We start from the raw sequence: 19279 nt of genomic DNA on the forward strand, positions 1-19279 counted from the left end.
ATAAGCGAATATCTGTTCGATAAGGAGGGATTAGTATGGGAGAGTTTAAAATTCATTCTAAATTTAAGCCTACAGGAGATCAACCACAGGCTATAGAGAAACTTGTAGATTCAATTAATGAGGGGCATAGAGGTCAAACTTTACTTGGAGTAACTGGTTCAGGTAAGACATTTACTATGGCCAATATAATAGAAAAACTTCAAAGACCTACTATAATACTAGCTCATAACAAAACACTAGCTGCGCAGTTATGCTCAGAATTTAAAGAATTTTTCCCAGATAATATAGTTGAATATTTTGTATCATACTATGATTATTATCAGCCGGAAGCTTATGTACCACAGACAGATACATTTATAGAAAAAGATGCATCTATAAATGATGAAATAGATAAATTGAGGCATTCAGCTACATCAGCATTATTTGAAAGAAGAGATGTAATAATAGTAGCATCTGTTTCATGTATTTATGGTTTAGGTAATCCAGATGAGTATAGAAAATTAACCATAAGTTTAAGACCTGGAATGATAAAAGATAGGGATGAAATTATAAAAAAACTTATTGAAATTCAATATGAAAGAAATGATATTGATTTTTCAAGAGGTACTTTTAGAGTAAGAGGAGATTCGTTAGATATAATTCCAGCTTCATATTCAAACAAAGGAATCAGAATTGAATTTTTTGGTGATGAAATTGATAGAATAAGAGAGTTCGACGTCCTTACAGGAAGCATTTTAGGAGAGAGAAAGCATGTAGCTATTACTCCAGCTTCTCACTTTGCTACTTCAAAAGAAACTTTAGATAGAGCAATAGGTCAGATTGAAGGCGAACTTGAAGATAGATTAAGAGAACTTAATGCACAAGATAAACTACTTGAAGCTCAAAGACTTAGACAGAGAACAAATTACGATATAGAAATGATTAAGGAAATGGGTTATTGTAGCGGTATAGAAAATTATTCAAGAATATTAGATGGAAGAGCAGCAGGAACTCCACCAAAGACACTTCTTGATTACTTTCCAGAAGACTATCTTATGTTTATAGATGAAAGTCATGTTACTTTGCCACAAGTAAGAGCAATGTATGCAGGAGATAGATCGAGAAAAAATACTTTGGTAGATTATGGATTCAGACTTCCATGTGCGTATGATAACAGACCATTAAAATTTGAAGAATTTGAAAAGAAAATAAATCAGGTTGTATTTGTAAGTGCAACACCAGCAGAATATGAAATTGATCATTCAGATGAAATTGCAGAACAAATAATAAGACCAACAGGTCTTTTAGATCCTGAAATAATAATAAGACCTATAAAGGGACAAATAGATGATCTTTATAGTGAAATAAATAAAACAACAGAGCGTGGCTTTAGAACATTAATAACAACTTTAACTAAGCGTATGGCGGAAGATCTTACTAAATATTTAACAGAACTAGGTGTTAAAACAACTTATATGCATTCTGATATTGATACAATAGAAAGAATGAAGATTATAAGAGATTTAAGACTTGGAGAATATGATGTTTTAGTTGGAATCAATCTTTTAAGAGAAGGACTAGATATTCCTGAAGTAGCTTTAGTAGCTATATTGGATGCTGATAAAGAAGGATTTTTAAGGTCTGAAACATCATTGATTCAGACTATAGGAAGAGCAGCCAGAAATGCTGAAAGTAAAGTTATAATGTATGCAGATAATATAACTAAATCAATGGATAAGGCAATTAAAGAAACTGAAAGAAGAAGAAAAATTCAAACAGAATATAATGAAAAGAACGGAATAATTCCAACCACTATTATTAAGGATGTACGTGAAGTTATAGAAGCCACAAAAGTATCAGAAGAAGTTGTAGAATATAAGGTGGATACTGAAAATAATAAACTTACAAAGAAAGAAAAGGATAAGTTAATTAAAGATTATACAGAAGAAATGATGGCTGCAGCTAAGAATTTACAATTTGAAAGAGCAGCAGAATTAAGAGACATTATTGCTCAGTTAACAAGTGACAGTTAATAATTAGCAGTTGGTTAGACAAATTCCTTTGGAATTTGAACTACAAACTGTTAATTGCTAACTGTTAACTAAAGAAAGGGTGTTACTATGAACGATAAAATAGTGATTAAAGGAGCTAAGGTTAACAACTTAAAAAATGTAAGCCTTGAGATACCTAGAGATAAATTAGTTGTACTAACAGGATTATCTGGTTCAGGTAAGTCTTCATTAGCATTTGATACTCTTTATGCAGAGGGTCAGAGAAGATATGTTGAATCATTATCTTCATATGCAAGACAATTTTTAGGTCAGATGGATAAGCCTGATGTTGAATATATTGAAGGATTATCACCAGCAATTTCTATTGACCAGAAGACAACAAGTAAAAATCCAAGATCAACAGTTGGTACAATTACTGAAATTTATGATTATTTAAGACTTTTATATGCAAGAGTAGGGGTTCCACATTGCCCTAAATGTGGTAAGCTAATAAGCAAGCAGTCTGTAGATCAAATTGTAGATCAAATTATGAAAAATGAAGAAAGAACCAAGCTTCAAATATTAGCTCCAATAGTAAGTGGAAGAAAAGGAACTCATGATAAGGTATTAGATAATATAAAGAAAAATGGTTTTGTCAGGGTAAGAATAGATGGTGAAATTTATGATATTACTGAAGATGAAATAAAATTAGATAAAAATAAGAAACACAATATAGAAGCTGTAATAGATAGAATAATAATTAAAGAAGGAATAGAAAGTAGATTAGCAGAATCTATTGAAACTTCATTAAAAATGGCTGATGGTCTTGTTATAGCAAGTGTAATTGGTGGCGAAGATACATTATTCAGTGAAAAATTTGCATGTCCTGATTGTGGAATAAGTATAGATGAATTAGAACCTAGATTATTTTCATTCAACTCACCTTTTGGAAAATGTGATCACTGTGATGGTCTTGGAACATTAATGGAAATAGATGAAAAGCTAGTAATACCTAATAAAAATCTAAGCATAATGGAAGGTGCAGTTGCAAGCTGGGGAAGTGGAAGACTTAAGGAAGATTCTTGGACATATGCTATTTTACAAGCATTAAATAGAGAATATGGACTTGAACTAAATACTCCAATAAAAGATTTGAGTAAAGAACATCTAAATTTATTATTGTATGGTACTGATGGAGAAAGAATAAAGGTTGACTATACAAAGGATGGCATAAGAGCAACATATAATTATGCATATGAAGGTGAAATTAATGCCTTAAAGAGAAGATATAGAGAAAGTAATTCTGATCTTATAAAAGGTGAAATAGAACAATATATGAGCGATGCTCATTGTCCTAAGTGTAAAGGTGCAAGACTTAAGAAAGAAGCACTTGCAGTAACTATAGGAGATAAAAACATATATGAATTCACTGTAATGTCTATAAAAGATGAGCTTGACTTTATAAATAGTCTTGAATTCTCAGAAAAAGATAGAATGATTAGTGAACAAATAGTTAAAGAAATAAAGAATAGGCTACAGTTCCTTATGGATGTAGGATTAGATTATTTAAGTTTATCAAGAACTTCAGGAACATTATCAGGTGGTGAGTCTCAGAGAATAAGACTTGCAACTCAAATTGGATCATCACTTATGGGAGTTTTATATATATTAGATGAACCTAGCATTGGACTTCATCAAAGAGATAACGATAAGCTTATTCGTACATTACAAAATTTAAGAGATGTAGGGAATACAGTTATAGTTGTTGAACATGATGAAGATACTATGAAAGCAGCTGATTATATTGTTGATATTGGTCCAGGTGCTGGAGAACATGGTGGAAATGTAGTTGCTGCAGGGCCTTTAGATGAGATTATGAAATGTGAAGAATCTATTACTGGTCAATATTTATCTGGAAAGAAAGAAATTAAAGTTCCAGAACAAAGAAGAAAGGGTAATGGAAATATAATTAAGGTTGTAGGAGCAAAGGAAAATAACCTTAAGAATTTAAGCGTTTCATTCCCACTTGGAACATTTACAGCAGTTACAGGAGTTTCAGGTTCAGGAAAGAGTACATTAGTAAATGAAATACTTTATAAAGGATTAAATAAACTTGTAAATAAGAGTAAGAATCCAGTAGGAAAACATAAAGAAATAATAGGATATGAAAATATAGATAAGATTATAGATATTGATCAAAGTCCAATAGGAAGAACCCCACGTTCTAATCCAGCTACTTATACAGGTACATTTGACATAATAAGGGAATTATTTGCTCAGACAAATGAAGCTAAAATGAGAGGATATAAACCAGGAAGATTTAGTTTCAATGTTAAAGGTGGAAGATGTGAGGCCTGCTCTGGTGATGGAATAATCAAAATAGAAATGCAGTTCTTATCAGATGTTTATGTACCATGTGAAGTATGTAAGGGAAAAAGATATAATAGAGAAACATTAGAAGTTAAGTATAAGGGTAAAAATATTGATGATGTATTAAATATGACAGTAGAAGAAGCTTTAGAATTCTTTGAAAATATCCCAAGAATTAAAAATAAAATACAAACATTATATGATGTAGGGTTAGGTTATATAAGACTTGGGCAACCATCAACACAGCTATCAGGTGGTGAAGCTCAAAGAATAAAACTTGCATATGAATTATCTAAGAGAAGTACAGGAAAAACTCTATATATTTTAGATGAACCTACAACAGGTCTTCATATTGATGATGTAAGCAGACTTGTTGATATCATACAGAGATTAGTTGATGGTGGAAATACAGTTGTAGTTATTGAACATAACCTTGATATGATAAAATGTGCAGACTACTTAATTGATTTAGGGCCAGAAGGTGGAGATAAGGGAGGAACTCTTATTAAAGCTGGAACACCTGAAGAAATATGTAAATGTGAAAAATCATATACAGGAAAGTATTTAAAGAAAATTTTAAATTAAACTATATTTAATTTAATGCATAATAATTAATAAATTTAGATTGATGATTAGATGCAAATTTAGTCATTAATCTAATTTATTGTTTAATAAATTATTATTGTTTAAGAAATAATAGAAGTAGTAATGATTATTTAATTCACAATTTATGATATAATTGTGAAATGATTATTACAAAGTAGTGTTTTTCATGATATATTTGATTTTTTGTTGTATAATCATTAATATGATATAGAAATATATATTGAGGTGAAGATATGAGTTTTTCAAGAATGATAGCTGGAATGTTTGGGCTGATTTTTATAGTTATATTGTACGTAATAATTTATTATGCATTAAAAATAATGTACAAGGATGTTAAAAATGGTGGCAAAAAAAGAAAACCAGTTAGAACTAGTGGGAGCTATGGTTTGGAGATATTAAATTCAGGGAATGGAAGAGATCTTAAAGAAGGCTCAATTATTCCTATAAGGTCAGATTTGTCAATAGGGAGGAAGGATAATAATTCTATAATATTATCAGATCAACATGTTTCAGGGAATCATGCTAAGATTGTTGTGAGAAATAATGGATTATTTTTAGAAGATTTAAATAGTACAAATGGTACTTATTTAAATGGAAAGAAAATATCAAGCAGAATCAAGTTATCAAACAAGGATGAAATTCAAATTGGAACTGCAGTTTTTAAGATATTAAGCTAAAATTTTATTTACTACAAGATATGAATTGCCACTTTTTATAATATAGTGGCTTAATAATTTTAATTTAATAAATTAGTAACTTATAAAAATTTCTGATTTGTTATAAAAACTTTTAAGGATTATATGAAATATGTTTTGAGGTGGAAAAGTTGAAAATAAAAAAGGATGAGGTAAAGTTATTAATACTGACATATATATTATGTATGGCTTTATTTTTAAACTTAGCTATTCTAAAGGATCCGATAGATAAAGGTGCTATATATATGGGACTTATAGTCTGTGCACTTGTAACAGCAACTCAGGTATTAATACGTAAATTTTATCCTCAAGGGGATAAGTTTTTGATTACCTTTGCCTGTATTCTTTCGGTAATAGGAATGGCCATAATGTATAGGCTTAATTCGTCTGTATCTATTAAACAGTTTATATGGTTTTCAGCAGGAATTATAATATTTATAGTTCTTGTAGTTGCTATACCGGATATACGGGAAATGTATAGATTTAAGAAGACTTATTTAATACTAACAATACTTATTATGCCAATGGCTCTTATTTTAGGTAAGGAAGTAAATGGTGCGACAAACTGGGTTACAATAGGAGGGTTTGGTTTTCAACCATCAGAATTTGGTAAGATAACATTTGTTCTATATTTAGCGTCAGCGTTAAGAGAATACGAAGATAAAAATAATATAAAAGAAGATATTAAGCAACTTTGGCAACCTGCTTTAGTTATTGCATTTTCTCTTGGTTGCTTAGTTCTTCAAAAGGATTTAGGTTCAGCACTTATTTTCTTTGGTATTGCGCTTACAATGCTTTATGTTGCGACAGGTAAAAAGAAATATGTTATTATAACATTTATATTATTTGCAGTAGGTGCATTTGCTGCATATCATTTATTCCCTCATGTAAAATTAAGAATAGATGTGTGGAAAAATCCATGGGATTATCCAGATACAGGAGGATATCAAATAGTTCAAGGATTATATGCTATTTCCTCAGGTGGTATGTTTGGTAGTGGATTAGGTCAAGGATATCCAGGATTTGTTCCAGTAAATACATCCGATTTAATTTTCGCAGTTATTTGCGAAGAACTTGGAATGGTGTTTGGACTTGGAATAATGGTAATCTATTTCTTATTCTTCTATAGAGGTATGAGAGCAGCATTTAGAGTTAAGGATAGATTTTCTCAGCTTACTACAATAGGATTTAGTGCAATGATAGCTTGTCAGGTTTTAGTTATCATAGGAGGGGTATTTGCTGTTATTCCATTAACAGGTATTACACTACCTCTTATAAGTTATGGAGGTTCCTCTATGCTTACAATGTTTTTTGCACTTGCAATACTTCAAAAGATATCAGAGGAGGGCTAAAAATTGAAGAATATATCGGATAGCGTAAAACAAGTAATGGTAGTTTTTCTATTTTGCTTTGTAGCTCTTATCTCTTATATTGCGTATTTTCAGGAATTTAAAGCTCCAGAAATAGCAGCTAAGCAGACTAATCAGAGACTTTGGGCAAAGAGAAATGAAGTGCTAAGAGGAACTATCTACGATAGAAATGGAACAGCATTAACAACAAGTGAAAGAGTTAGTGCACTTACACAAAAAAGAACATATACTCAAGGCGATTTATATGCTCATGCATTAGGGTATGTTGATCCGAGATATGGACTTACTGGCCTTGAAGCTAAATATGATACTGAACTTACAACATATAGTAAGCTTACTAATAATTTTAGAAATCTTATAAATGATTTTAGCATAGAGAAATTAAAGTCTATGTTTGAAACAAGAAAACAAGATGAAATTCAAATCGGTAATGGAGTTATTACTACTTTGGATCCATCTATTCAGAAAGCAGCTTATGATGCTTTAGGAAGTAATAAAGGTGCTGTAGTAGCTTTAAATCCAAAAACAGGTGAGATATTAGCTATGGTTTCAAAACCTACATATAATCCAAATGATTTAGAAAATGAAATTACTAAGGCTAATAAAGAAGCAAATAATGATAGCCCAAGTCAGTTATATAACAGAGCAACTGCAGGGTTGTATCCACCAGGTTCAACATTTAAAACAATAACATTAAGCAGTGCTTTAGAAAATATGCCGGGTGTTACAACTAGAATATTTGAAGATGATGGTAAGATTATATTTAATGAAAAGCAGTCATTAAGTAATGATAGCAATGCTGTAAATGGATCAATTGATTTAAAAGATGCCTTTAGAGTATCTAGTAATGTTGTATTTGGTACATTAGCTATGGAACTTGGAAATGATAAGCTTAAAGGAACAGCTGAAGCTTATGGATTCAATAATTCAATAGAAACAAATGGATTTACTCTTGAAAACAGCAGATTCCCAACTTTAAAATCAAGCGAAAAGGGAAGTATTGCTCAGACAGGAATAGGACAGAGCAGTATATTAGCTACACCAATGCAGATGGCTCTAGTATCAAGCACTATAGCTAACAATGGGAAGATGATGGAACCTACACTTGTAAGTAAAGTAATAGATAAGGATGGAAATACAGTTAAGACTATTGATCCTAAAGTTCTTAAGCAAGTAATAAGTGCAAGCAATGCAGCAACAATAAAAGATTATATGAAAAATCTTGTTGATTCTAAAGTGAATGGTAAATGGAGTTACTTTAGTGGTACTGATGCTGCAGGTAAAACTGGAACAGCAGATTATAACTTACCAAACGGCACACCAGCTAAACCACATTCATGGTTTATAGGATTTGCACCAGCAGATAATCCTCAGATAGCAGTTGCTGTAATAGTAGAAAATGGTGGTTATGGTTCTACAGCTGCAGCTCAGGTTGCAGGAAGTGTAATAAGAACAGCTGTATTAAGATAATAAATTATAATATGTAATATTAGGATATTCTATTATGAATATCCTATATTTATATGCTAAATTATTTGTTATTATAATATTAACTATATGATAAATGAAATAAAAATAGGGGAGTGATTTGATGTTTGATTTTAAGGCACAATTAAAGATATTACCTGATAAGCCTGGTGTTTATTTAATGAAAAATAGTCTTGGAGAAATAATTTATGTAGGTAAAGCAAAGATTTTAAAAAATAGAGTAAGACAGTACTTCCAAAATTCAAAAAATCACTCTGAAAAAGTTAAAGCAATGGTTAAGAACATTGCAGAATTTGAGTACATAGTAACAGATTCAGAAATGGAAGCACTAATATTAGAATGTAATTTAATAAAGAAATATAGCCCTAAATATAATATATCCTTAAAGGATGATAAGTTTTATCCTTTTATAAAAATAACAACTAATGAGGATTTTCCAAGAGTTTTTATTACAAGGAACTTTGCCAAAGATGGCAATAAGTATTATGGACCTTATCCAAATGCTGGCGCAGTTCATGAAACAATTAATCTAATAAGAAAAATTTTTCCTTTAAGGACATGTAAAAAATCTATTATAGAAGGAGAAAATTTTACTAGACCATGTCTTAATTATCATATAAAAAAATGTAATGCACCATGTGAAGGTCATATTTCAAAAGTAGAGTATAGAAAAATGATAAATGAAATAATGGATGTATTAAGCGGAAAAGACAAAACTCTTCTTAACCAGCTTAAGGAGGAAATGCAGATTGCATCTATGAAGCTTGAATTTGAAAAGGCAGCATCACTTAGAGATAAGATAATAGCAATTGAAAATATTGCAGAAAAGCAGAAGGTTTTTAAATCTCAAGATAATGATGAAGATTTTATTAATTTATATAAAGATGAAAAGGACTGCTGTGTACAAGTGTTTTTCTTGAGGGATGGAAAGGTTACTGGAAGAGAGCATTTTATGATTTCAAATAGTGCAGATGAAGATGATAAAACCATAATATCTCAGTTTATAATTTCATTTTATGGCGGAACACCTAAGGTACCTAAGAATGTATATATACCTGAAGAATGTGAGGATATAGAAGCATTAGAAGAATTTCTTACAGTAAAGAGGGGAACTAAAGTATATATTAAGATTCCACAAAAGGGTGAGAAGAAAGATATGATGGAACTGGTAAAGAATAATGCAAAAGTAACATTAGATCAGTTTAAGGATAAAATATTAAGAGAAAAAGAAATAAATAGAATATGTCTTGAAGAAATTCAACATTTACTAGATTTAGATTCGCTTCCATTAAGGATAGAAGCATATGATATATCAAATATTCAAGGTGTTGATTCTGTTGGATCTATGATTGTTTTTGAAGATGGAAAAGCTAAAAATAGTGATTATAGAAGATTTCGTATAAAAACTGTTAAAAATGCTAATGATTACGATAGTATGAGAGAAATATTAGAAAGAAGATTTACGCGTGGATTAAAGGAAATTGAAGAAATCCAAGAGAGAAAAATTGAGTTTTCAAAAGGAAAATTTTCGAATTTCCCTGACCTTATTATGATGGATGGAGGAAAAGGTCAGGTTAATGTAGCGTTAGAAGTTTTGAATAAACTTGGAATAAACATACCTGTATGCGGTCTTGTTAAAGATGATTATCACGCTACAAGAGGAATAATCTATAATAATAATGAGATTATTATTAATAGAACATCTAATTTAATGCAGCTTATAAGAAGAATTCAGGATGAAGTACATAGATTTGCAATAACCTATCATAGAAGTTTAAGAGATAAGAAAACATTACATTCTATATTAGATGATATACCTAATATAGGTCAGAAAAGAAGAATGTCTCTTCTTATGAAATTTGGAAGCATAGATAATATTAAGAATGCTACAAAAGAGGAACTTCTTCAAACTGAGTCTATTGACAATAAAGCTGCTGATAGCATTTTAGCATATTTTAAAAAAAATGAACAAAGCAATTAAACTATGCTATAATAGTACGGTATGAATTTTGCTTGAATTAAAGTGGATAGATAAAAAATTACTTGAATTACTTTAATACTTGGATTATTCTATATGAGGTGAATAAATGAGATTAATATTAGTGTTTGAGGAGTTTTAGCATGAATAATTATAAGAAATATAAAGACTTATTCAGCAAAATATATGATGAGTCACAAATTCAATTAGATGCGAAAATGAGTGAACATATATACTTTAGGGTTGGAGGGCTAGTTGATATACTTTTAACTCCAGATAAAGTGGAACAATTAAGAGATACTATAACTATTTGTAAAGATAATAATATTCCATACTATGTTATTGGAAATGGATCAAATCTTTTAGTTAAAGATGGTGGTATCAGAGGCGTTGTTATAAAATTATGTGAACTTAATAAAATAGAATGTAATGAAAATAAGATTAAAGCAGAATGTGGAGCTTTATTAAAAGATGTATCTTCAGCAGCAACAAAGGCTAATCTTTCAGGATTTCAATTTGCATGTGGAATCCCAGGAAGTGTAGGTGGAGCTGTATTCATGAATGCAGGTGCATATGATGGAGAAGTTTCATTTGTTATTGAAAGTGCAGAAGTTTTGAATGAAAATCAAGAAATTGTAGAGCTTTCAAAGGAAGAGCTTAATTTAGGGTATAGACAGTCAGTAGTAATGCAGAAAGGATATGTAGTAATAAGTGCTACATTTAGCTTAACTCCTGGAGATCATGATAAAATACAAGGCAGAGTTGATGAGCTTACTCATAGAAGAGAAGAAAGACAACCACTTGAATATCCTTCAGCAGGTAGTACTTTCAAAAGACCTGAAGGTTATTTTGCAGGAAAATTAATTGAAGATTCAGGATTAAAAGGATATACAGTAGGGGGAGCATGTGTTTCAGAAAAACATGCAGGATTTGTTATAAACAAATCAAATGGAACTGCTAAAGATGTATTAGATGTAATACGTCATGTTCAGGAAGAGGTTAAGAAGAAATTTGGAGTAGAACTTCAGACTGAAGTAAGAATTTTAGGTGAAGATTAATAAAAATAGAAGCTATTGACTTTGGTAGAACTCAAAATACATATTTTGAGTTCTATTTTTATCGTTAGGAATATACATAAATTGATACTAGTTTTACTAAAAACTAAATAAAAAGATATTCTATATATTTATCGTAGTTATTTTTATAAACTTGAATTTAGAAAAGTATTTTATGTTTTAAATATGATAGTATGTTATAATTTTGATATTGAAAAATATCAATGAAAAAAAGGAGTGGGTAATGTGAGATTTGTTATAGTAACAGGATTATCAGGAGCTGGAAAAACGCAGGCTACAAGAACATTAGAAGATTTGGGATATTTTTGCGTTGATAATCTTCCACCAAAGTTGATACCTAAATTTGCAGAAGCATGTACTCAAAGTGGCGGGAATATTGAAAAAGTTGCTTTAGTTATAGATATAAGAAGTGGGGTTTTCTTTGACGACCTTTTTGAAAGTATAGATTATTTAAAGAAGAATGAATTTAAGTATGAAATTTTATTCTTAGAAGCAACAGATGAAGTTTTGATAAAGAGATTTAAAGAAACTAGAAGAAGCCATCCGTTATCACCAGATGGAAGGGTGCTTACTGGTATAACTGAAGAAAGAGAAAAGCTTAAAGAAATAAAAAATGCAGCAGATATAATAATTGATACATCTAAGTATGAAATAAGACATTTGAGGGAAAAAATAAATGAAATTTATGGAGACAATAAGTTCCCAGAAAAGCAGTTATCAATTACAGTACTAAGCTTTGGGTTTAAGTATGGAATACCTGTAGACTCAGATTTGGTATTTGATGTAAGATTTATACCAAATCCATTTTATATTCCAGAATTAAAACAGTACTCAGGGAATGATGTACCTGTAAGAGATTATGTATTGAAGCAAGAGGAAACAAAAATATTTATAGAAAAATTAATAGATATGCTTAAATATTTAATACCTAACTATATTAAAGAAGGTAAGAGACAGCTTATCATATCTATAGGATGTACAGGTGGAAGACATCGTTCAGTAGCAATTGCTAATGAGGTTTATGAAAGATTGAATAATGAAAATTATAATACAAAAATTGAACATAGAGATGTAACTGAAGATCTTCATAAAGGGGAAAAGAAACTATGAGGATACGGGATTGGCTAAAACCTGGAATTAGGGTTAAGCGATGGCTCGCATTTGGTGTATTTGGAATACTTTTAATTGCATTCGGATTTACAGAATTAGTTACTCATAGAGTTTATGATTTATATTATCAACTTTTTTATATATTTCTTAATATTACAGGAATATTTGTATTATATATATCAGTTACAGAAACTATGAAATCTGTAATAGCGCTTTTTAATAGAGGATATTTAAAGGTTTCATTAGACAGTAGAAAAATAGAAAGTTTAATATATGAAAAAAGACTTCTTGTAAAAGGACCTAAAATAGTAGTTATTGGGGGAGGAACAGGCCTTTCAACAATGCTTAGAGGACTAAAATATTATACATCCAATATCACAGCAATAGTTACAGTTGGTGATGATGGAGGGGGTTCTGGTGATTTAAGAGAAGATTTAGGTATGCTTCCACCAGGTGATATAAGAAACTGTATATTAGCATTAGCAGATACAGAACCTATAATGGAAGATTTATTACAGTATAGATTTAAAGATGGAAGGTTAAAAAATCAGAGTTTTGGTAATTTATTTTTAGCAGCTATGGATGGAATTTCAGATAATTTTGAAGAAGCGGTTCAAAAAATGAGTTCAGTACTTGCAGTTACAGGCAAAGTAATTCCAGTTACCCTTGATAATATGCAGCTTGTGGCAAAACTTAAAAACGGAAATACTGTAATTGGTGAATCACAGATACCAGAAGAGGCTATAAAGCAAAATTCAAGAATAGAGGAATTAAAAATAATTCCTGAAGATGCAAAAGCATTAAAGGAGGCTCTTACTGCATTAAAAGAAGCAGATGCTATTGTTATGGGACCTGGAAGCCTTTATACAAGTATAACATCTAACCTTTTAGTAAAAGACATAGCTAGAGCTGTAAGAAGAAGTAGCGCGTTAAAAATCTATATTTCTAATATAATGACGCAGCCTGGAGAAACAACAGGATTTAAAGTATCAGACCATCTAAAAGTATTACTTAAATATGGCGGAAAAGATATAGTTGATTATGTAATTGTAAATACAGGTGAAATTACAGATGAATTAAAAGAAAAGTATCGTAAAGATGGTGCGGGAATTGTTGAAATTGATGAAGAGCGTATAAACAGCTTAGGAGTTAAAATAGTTGGTGAAAACCTGGTTAAAATAAAAAATGATACAGTAAAACATGATCCAGATAAATTAGCAGAAGTACTTGCTGATACTATTATGGAAAAGAAACTTTTATATGATAAGAAAAAGATCATTGAGTATATGTATTTATCACAACGTATAAAAGAAAGAGTAAGACAAGAAAAAGGTGAAAAAGAGTAGCTTTTAAGATTAAATATTAATAGATAAGGAAGGAAATATGATGTCATTTTCATCAAAAGTTAAAGGAGAAATATGTAGATATGTTGATATTTCTAAGGGTGAGGCGCTGGCAGAAATATCAGCTATAATGAAAGTAAGTGGAACGTTAGCTTTTAGTGGAAGTGGACTTAGTTTTAAGATGACCACAGAAAATCCCGCTAGTGCTAGATTGATATTTACTCTTTTAAAGGATCACTTTAATATCCATTCAAGATTAATGGTAAAGAAAAGTAATTCTCTAAAAAAGAATAATATATATATGGTAGTTATTTCTGAAGAAATGGGAGTAAGAGATTTACTTAGTGAGACTGGAATCTTAAGAGAGATAGATGGGATTATGAGTCTTGACTATAGAATAGAACCTCATATATTCGAAGATGATAACCTTAAAAGAGCATATATAAGAGGTGCATTTATAGGTGGTGGAAGTATAAGTAATCCAGAAAAAACCTACCATTTAGAATTTGTAACTCATAGTGAAGAGTATGCAAGAGATTTAAGTAGTCTTGTTAATACATTTAAGTTGAATTCAAAAGTTATTCAAAGAAAGAATAGTTTTATAGTTTATATAAAGGAAGGCGAACAGATAGTTGACCTTCTTAATGTCATAGGAGCTCATACATCTTTATTAGAAGTTGAAAATATAAGGATTATGAAGGAAATGAGAAATAACGTAAATAGACTTGTAAACTGTGAAACAGCAAATTTATCTAAGACAGTAAATGCAGCTGTAAGACAAGTAGAAAGTATAAAGCTTATACAATCACAAATAGGTCTTCAAAGACTGCCTGAAAACCTTAGAGAAGTAGCAGAATTAAGATTAAATTACCCAGATGAATCATTAAAAGAATTAGGTGAAATGCTTGATCCACCAGTAGGAAAGTCAGGAATAAACCATAGATTAAGAAAAATAGAAAAGATAGCAGAAGAATTAAGAACAAATTAATAACTTTAAAATGGAAAAGGTAATTGAATTTCATGTAGAGAAAGTTAAAATGGTTATAGAACCATATATAGAATATAGTAAAACTTTAGATTTTATGTTTTGAAGATATCATAAGTGATATCTTCTATTTTTTATAGAAAATTTACATATATAAATTTAGAAAAAGTAAAGCAAATTAATAAGGTAAATATGTAAATTAAAATCTATATAAAAAAAATATATAGATTGGTATAATGTAAAAGAATAAGTATAGAGTATTATGCTAAAAATAATATATTAAAAGTATAATAAATAAAAATATGAAGGGAGGAGTCATATGGAAGATAAGAAGAAATTCGTCCATCTTCATCTTCATACGGAATATAGTCTGTTAGATGGTTCTGGTAAGATAAAAAAGCTTATGAAACAAGCAAAAGAACTAGGAATGGATAGTATTGCAATAACAGATCATGGTGTAATGTATGGGCTTGTTGATTTCTTTAAGGCTGCTGAGGAAAATGGCATAAAAGCTATTTTAGGTTGTGAAGTTTATGTTGCTAAAAAATCTATGCATATAAAACAGCCAGATAAGGAAAATTCAACTCATCATTTAGTTCTGCTTGTAAAGAATGAAACTGGATATGAAAATCTTATGAAGATAGTTTCCATGGCTTCAATTGAAGGATTTTATTATAAACCAAGGATTGATCATGATTACTTAAAAGAGCATAGTGAAGGTATTATTGCACTAAGTGCATGTTTAGGTGGAGAAGTTCAATCATATGAACTTAATGATAATTATGAAAAAGCAAAGGAAACAGCACTTTTATATAAAGATATATTCAAAGAAGGATTTTATTTAGAAATCCAAAACCATGGAATGGAGGAACAGAAGAAAGTAAATGAATTTAATATAAGGATATCTAAAGAAACAGGGATACCTTTAGTTGCTACTAATGATGTTCACTACATAAAAAGAGAAGACTCAAAATCTCATGATGTTCTTATGTGTATTCAAACTGCAAAGACAATAGATGATCCTAATAGAAGAAGATATCCTTCGGATCAGTTCTATTTAAAGTCTCCGGAAGAAATGTGGGATATGTTTTCGTATATTCCAGAAGCTCTTGAGAATACTGTCAAAATTGCAGAAGAATGTAACTATAGATACAAGTTCCACGAATCTAAGCTTCCTAAATTTCCACTTCCAGAGGGGGAGGATGATTCATATAAGTACCTTAGAGATACATGTTATATGGGACTTATTGATAGATATGATGTATTTAAAGAACTTAGAAATAAGGATTTAGATTATGATGAAGTTAATAAAATTGTGGAAAACTCTTCAGATGCAAAGGAATTTGTGGATAGATTAGAGTATGAATTAGGAGTCATTAATCAAATGGGATATGTTGATTATTTTCTTATCGTATGGGATTTTATTAAATTTGCATATGATAATGGAATACCAACAGGTCCTGGAAGAGGATGTTTCTTAGGCGATACACAAATATTAATGAGTAATGGAAGTACTAAAGATATTAAAGATGTTAAGCAGGGGGAAGAAGTAATAACTGCTTTTGGAAATAGGTCTTTAGTTGAAACCTTGATGAAATATGATGTAGAAGAAGAAATTACAGTTATCGAAGGTGCAAATGAGAAAGTTAAGTTAACATCAGACCATAAGATACTTGCAGTAAAAACTTCACCATGTACGAAGGAATGGAAAGATAGAAGTAAACTTCCGGTAATATGTAGGAAAGAGTGCTCAATAAAGAAAAAATGCATAGATGCTCCATTTAATTCATATAAACCTGAATGGATTGAAGCTAATCAGCTTAAAGAAAATGATTTAATTTTATATCCAAGAGTAAAGGAAAATTATGAAGAAGTAGTTTATGATTTGTTAGAGTATGCTAAGAATGATGATTATTTAAAATATGATGAAAATAGCATATGGTATGAAATTGGAGCCAATAAATTAGCAACAACTAAAATAAACAGATTTATAAGATTAGATAATAATTTATGCAAATTATATGGATACTTTATTGCAGAAGGATGGACCCATATAAATGCCAAATGTAGAACATATAAATTTGGATTTGGATTTAATAAAAAAGAAACTAATTATATTGAAGAAGTTCAGGCTTTAGTTGAAAAGATATTTGGAATACAGGGATATGTATTTATGCATAAAACTAAGGAATCTGCATCAGTAGAATTTAATTCTAAAGTAATATGTGAATTTCTGAGAAGCCAATGTAATAAAGGAGCTAATAATAAGATAATACCATATGATATTATGTTAAAAGCATCCAATGAAGATTTAAAAGCTCTTATATCTAATATGTTTAGAGGTGATGGAAGTTATTCTGATATAGAATGTAAATCATCATCATTTAGAATAAAATATACAACTACATCAATGGAACTTACAAGACAGCTTAGAATGGCACTTAGTAGATTAGGATATTGGTCTACATTTAAAACTAGATTAAAAGAAGATGAAAATATGCATGATGAATACTCAGTTTTAGTGTCAGGAAAGCAATTATTAAGATGGAATGATGATTTTAAAGATTATCAAATACCAATAAGAAAACAAAAATTTTATAGAAATGATAGCTTCTATATGGATGACAATTATTTTTATATAAAGATTAAGAGTACTAGAAAAGAAAAATATAAAGGTAGAGTATATGATATATCTGTTCCAGGTGATACATCTTATGTAGCCAATTCAATGGCGGTACATAACAGTGCAGCTGGATCGATTGTAGCTTACACTTTAGGGATTACAAAGATAGACCCTATTCAATATAGTCTTATCTTTGAGCGTAAATTATTAAGATGCGCTGTTTAAATTGGGTGAATTGCTGGAAAGCTAAACTATAATAGCATGCTAATCAGCAGCCAAACCTAGGAATAGTAAATAAGTACTAGGAAGGTTCAGAGACTAGAGAAATGAGTAACTAAGCAATAATTTTCTCCACGAGTGCCCAACATATTAAATAAGTTTTATTTTGTTATGAAAAGAAAAGGAGTTTATTTAATATGATGATATAGTCCAAACTGAGATAGAAATGACTATCTGATGAAAATGAGGGAAACCTCCAGAGCATGGAATAAAGAGTCCATGGTTAATAACTAATGTTCTTAAATCCTGAAAGAGTAAGTATGCCGGACATAGATAGTGATTTTTGCTACGAAAGAAGGCAAGAAGTAATTGATTATGTTGTACGTAAGTATGGTAAAGATTGTGTATCTCAAATAATTACTTTCGGTACAATGGCAGCAAGACTTTGTATAAGAGATGTAGGAAGAGCTATGAATTATAGTTATTCTGAAGTTGATAAAATAGCAAAAATGATTCCAACTATGCTTGGAATTACAATAGAAAAAGCTCTTGATTTAAATCCAGAATTAAAAGCCGCTTATGATAGTGATGAAAGAGTAAAAAATTTAATAGACGTTTCAATGGATTTGGAAGGTCTACCACGACATTCATCTACTCATGCAGCAGGTGTTGTTATATCATCTAAACCTCTTGTTGAGTATGTACCACTTCAAAAAAATGATGAAAGTATAGTAACTCAATTTGGCATGACGACACTGGAAGAATTAGGACTTTTAAAGATGGACTTCTTAGGTCTTAGAACACTTACAGTTATGAATGATGCCATAAAGATGGTAAAGAAAAATAGAGGAATAGATATAGATTTAGATAAAATAGATTTTGATGATAAAGAAGTCTACAAGATGATTGGCGATGGTGATACAGCAGGAGTATTCCAGTTAGAATCTCCAGGAATGACTAATTTCATGAAGGAATTAAAGCCGGATAATCTTGAAGATATTATTGCAGGAATTTCTCTTTACAGACCAGGTCCAATGGCTGAAATACCAAGGTATATAGAGTGTAAGAGAAATCCAGATAAAGTAGAGTATGAAACTCCGGAGTTGGAAAGTATACTAAATGTTACCTATGGAGTAATGGTTTACCAGGAACAGGTAATGGAAATTGTTAGAAAACTTGCTGGATACTCTATGGGGCGTAGTGATATGGTTAGAAGAGCTATGTCTAAAAAGAAACATAAAGTAATGGAAGAGGAGCGAAAAAACTTTATTTATGGTATTGAAGAAGATGGTAAAGTAGTAGTTCCAGGATGTATTAGAAATGGTATAAGTGAAGAAATCGCAAATAAGATTTTTGATAACATGATGGATTTTGCAAGTTATGCATTCGTAAACTAAATATTTATTATATTTAAATTGGATAATGATAAAAATATATCATGAGGTG

Annotated in this window: 11 protein-coding genes and 2 pseudogenes; all 13 read left to right on the top strand. The window is 30.2% G+C overall.

The annotated features are described in order from the left end of the window. The first annotated feature begins 35 nt into the window (after positions 1–35). Positions 36–2012: an excinuclease ABC subunit UvrB gene (gene uvrB / locus HF850_RS07795; protein WP_169104907.1), complete on the top strand. Its 1977-nt coding sequence runs from the start codon at positions 36–38 to the stop codon at positions 2010–2012. 87 nt (positions 2013–2099) lie between these two features. Beyond that, complete coding sequence (uvrA, locus tag HF850_RS07800; RefSeq protein ID WP_169104908.1) at positions 2100–4925, top strand: excinuclease ABC subunit UvrA; 2826 nt, start codon at positions 2100–2102, stop codon at positions 4923–4925. Between the two features lie 254 nt (positions 4926–5179). Beyond that, on the top strand, positions 5180–5623 hold the full coding sequence (locus HF850_RS07805) for an FHA domain-containing protein (protein WP_169104909.1): 444 nt from the start codon (positions 5180–5182) through the stop codon (positions 5621–5623). Positions 5624–5772: 149 nt separating this feature from the next. After that, positions 5773–6993: an FtsW/RodA/SpoVE family cell cycle protein gene (locus tag HF850_RS07810; RefSeq protein ID WP_169104910.1), complete on the top strand. Its 1221-nt coding sequence runs from the start codon at positions 5773–5775 to the stop codon at positions 6991–6993. A 3-nt stretch (positions 6994–6996) separates the two neighbouring features. After that, positions 6997–8481, top strand: a complete 1485-nt coding sequence (locus tag HF850_RS07815; RefSeq protein WP_169104911.1) for a penicillin-binding transpeptidase domain-containing protein — start codon at positions 6997–6999, stop codon at positions 8479–8481. 121 nt (positions 8482–8602) lie between these two features. Further along, complete coding sequence (gene uvrC, locus HF850_RS07820; RefSeq protein ID WP_169104912.1) at positions 8603–10480, top strand: excinuclease ABC subunit UvrC; 1878 nt, start codon at positions 8603–8605, stop codon at positions 10478–10480. Positions 10481–10620: 140 nt separating this feature from the next. Then, complete coding sequence (gene murB, locus HF850_RS07825) at positions 10621–11535, top strand: UDP-N-acetylmuramate dehydrogenase (protein WP_169104913.1); 915 nt, start codon at positions 10621–10623, stop codon at positions 11533–11535. 243 nt (positions 11536–11778) lie between these two features. Next, positions 11779–12663 (top strand): RNase adapter RapZ, encoded by an 885-nt coding sequence (gene rapZ / locus HF850_RS07830; RefSeq protein WP_169104914.1) that lies wholly within the window; start codon positions 11779–11781, stop codon positions 12661–12663. Further along, complete coding sequence (locus HF850_RS07835; protein ID WP_169104915.1) at positions 12660–14009, top strand: YvcK family protein; 1350 nt, start codon at positions 12660–12662, stop codon at positions 14007–14009. Before rapZ ends, HF850_RS07835 begins: the two co-directional genes overlap by 4 nt. 40 nt (positions 14010–14049) lie before the next feature. Continuing rightward, the gene (gene whiA / locus HF850_RS07840) at positions 14050–14994 is read left to right on the top strand and encodes a DNA-binding protein WhiA (protein WP_169104916.1); all 945 of its coding nucleotides are present in this window, start codon (positions 14050–14052) and stop codon (positions 14992–14994) included. Between the two features lie 316 nt (positions 14995–15310). After that, a pseudogene (gene dnaE / locus HF850_RS15740) lies at positions 15311–16462 on the top strand (DNA polymerase III subunit alpha); the annotation flags it as partial. Between the two features lie 27 nt (positions 16463–16489). Further along, entirely contained in the window at positions 16490–17839 is a 1350-nt protein-coding gene (locus HF850_RS15745) for an LAGLIDADG family homing endonuclease (protein WP_279285834.1), read from the top strand. Between the two features lie 290 nt (positions 17840–18129). Further along, positions 18130–19221: pseudogene (gene dnaE / locus HF850_RS07855) on the top strand (DNA polymerase III subunit alpha); the annotation flags it as partial. Positions 19222–19279 lie beyond the last annotated feature (58 nt).

Source organism: Clostridium sp. SM-530-WT-3G (genome assembly GCF_012843905.1).
Taxonomy (GTDB): Bacteria; Bacillota; Clostridia; order Clostridiales; family Clostridiaceae; genus Clostridium.

Bases quoted from the DNA above. Each gene is read 5' to 3' on its own strand.
- uvrB (WP_169104907.1), top strand. From the start codon at position 36: ATGGGAGAGTTTAAAATTCATTCTAAATTTAAGCCTACAGGAGATCAA.
- uvrA (WP_169104908.1), top strand. From the start codon at position 2,100: ATGAACGATAAAATAGTGATTAAAGGAGCTAAGGTTAACAACTTAAAA.
- HF850_RS07805 (WP_169104909.1), top strand. From the start codon at position 5,180: ATGAGTTTTTCAAGAATGATAGCTGGAATGTTTGGGCTGATTTTTATA.
- uvrC (WP_169104912.1), top strand. From the start codon at position 8,603: ATGTTTGATTTTAAGGCACAATTAAAGATATTACCTGATAAGCCTGGT.
- murB (WP_169104913.1), top strand. From the start codon at position 10,621: ATGAATAATTATAAGAAATATAAAGACTTATTCAGCAAAATATATGAT.
- HF850_RS07835 (WP_169104915.1), top strand. From the start codon at position 12,660: ATGAGGATACGGGATTGGCTAAAACCTGGAATTAGGGTTAAGCGATGG.
- whiA (WP_169104916.1), top strand. From the start codon at position 14,050: ATGTCATTTTCATCAAAAGTTAAAGGAGAAATATGTAGATATGTTGAT.
- HF850_RS15745 (WP_279285834.1), top strand. From the start codon at position 16,490: ATGAGTAATGGAAGTACTAAAGATATTAAAGATGTTAAGCAGGGGGAA.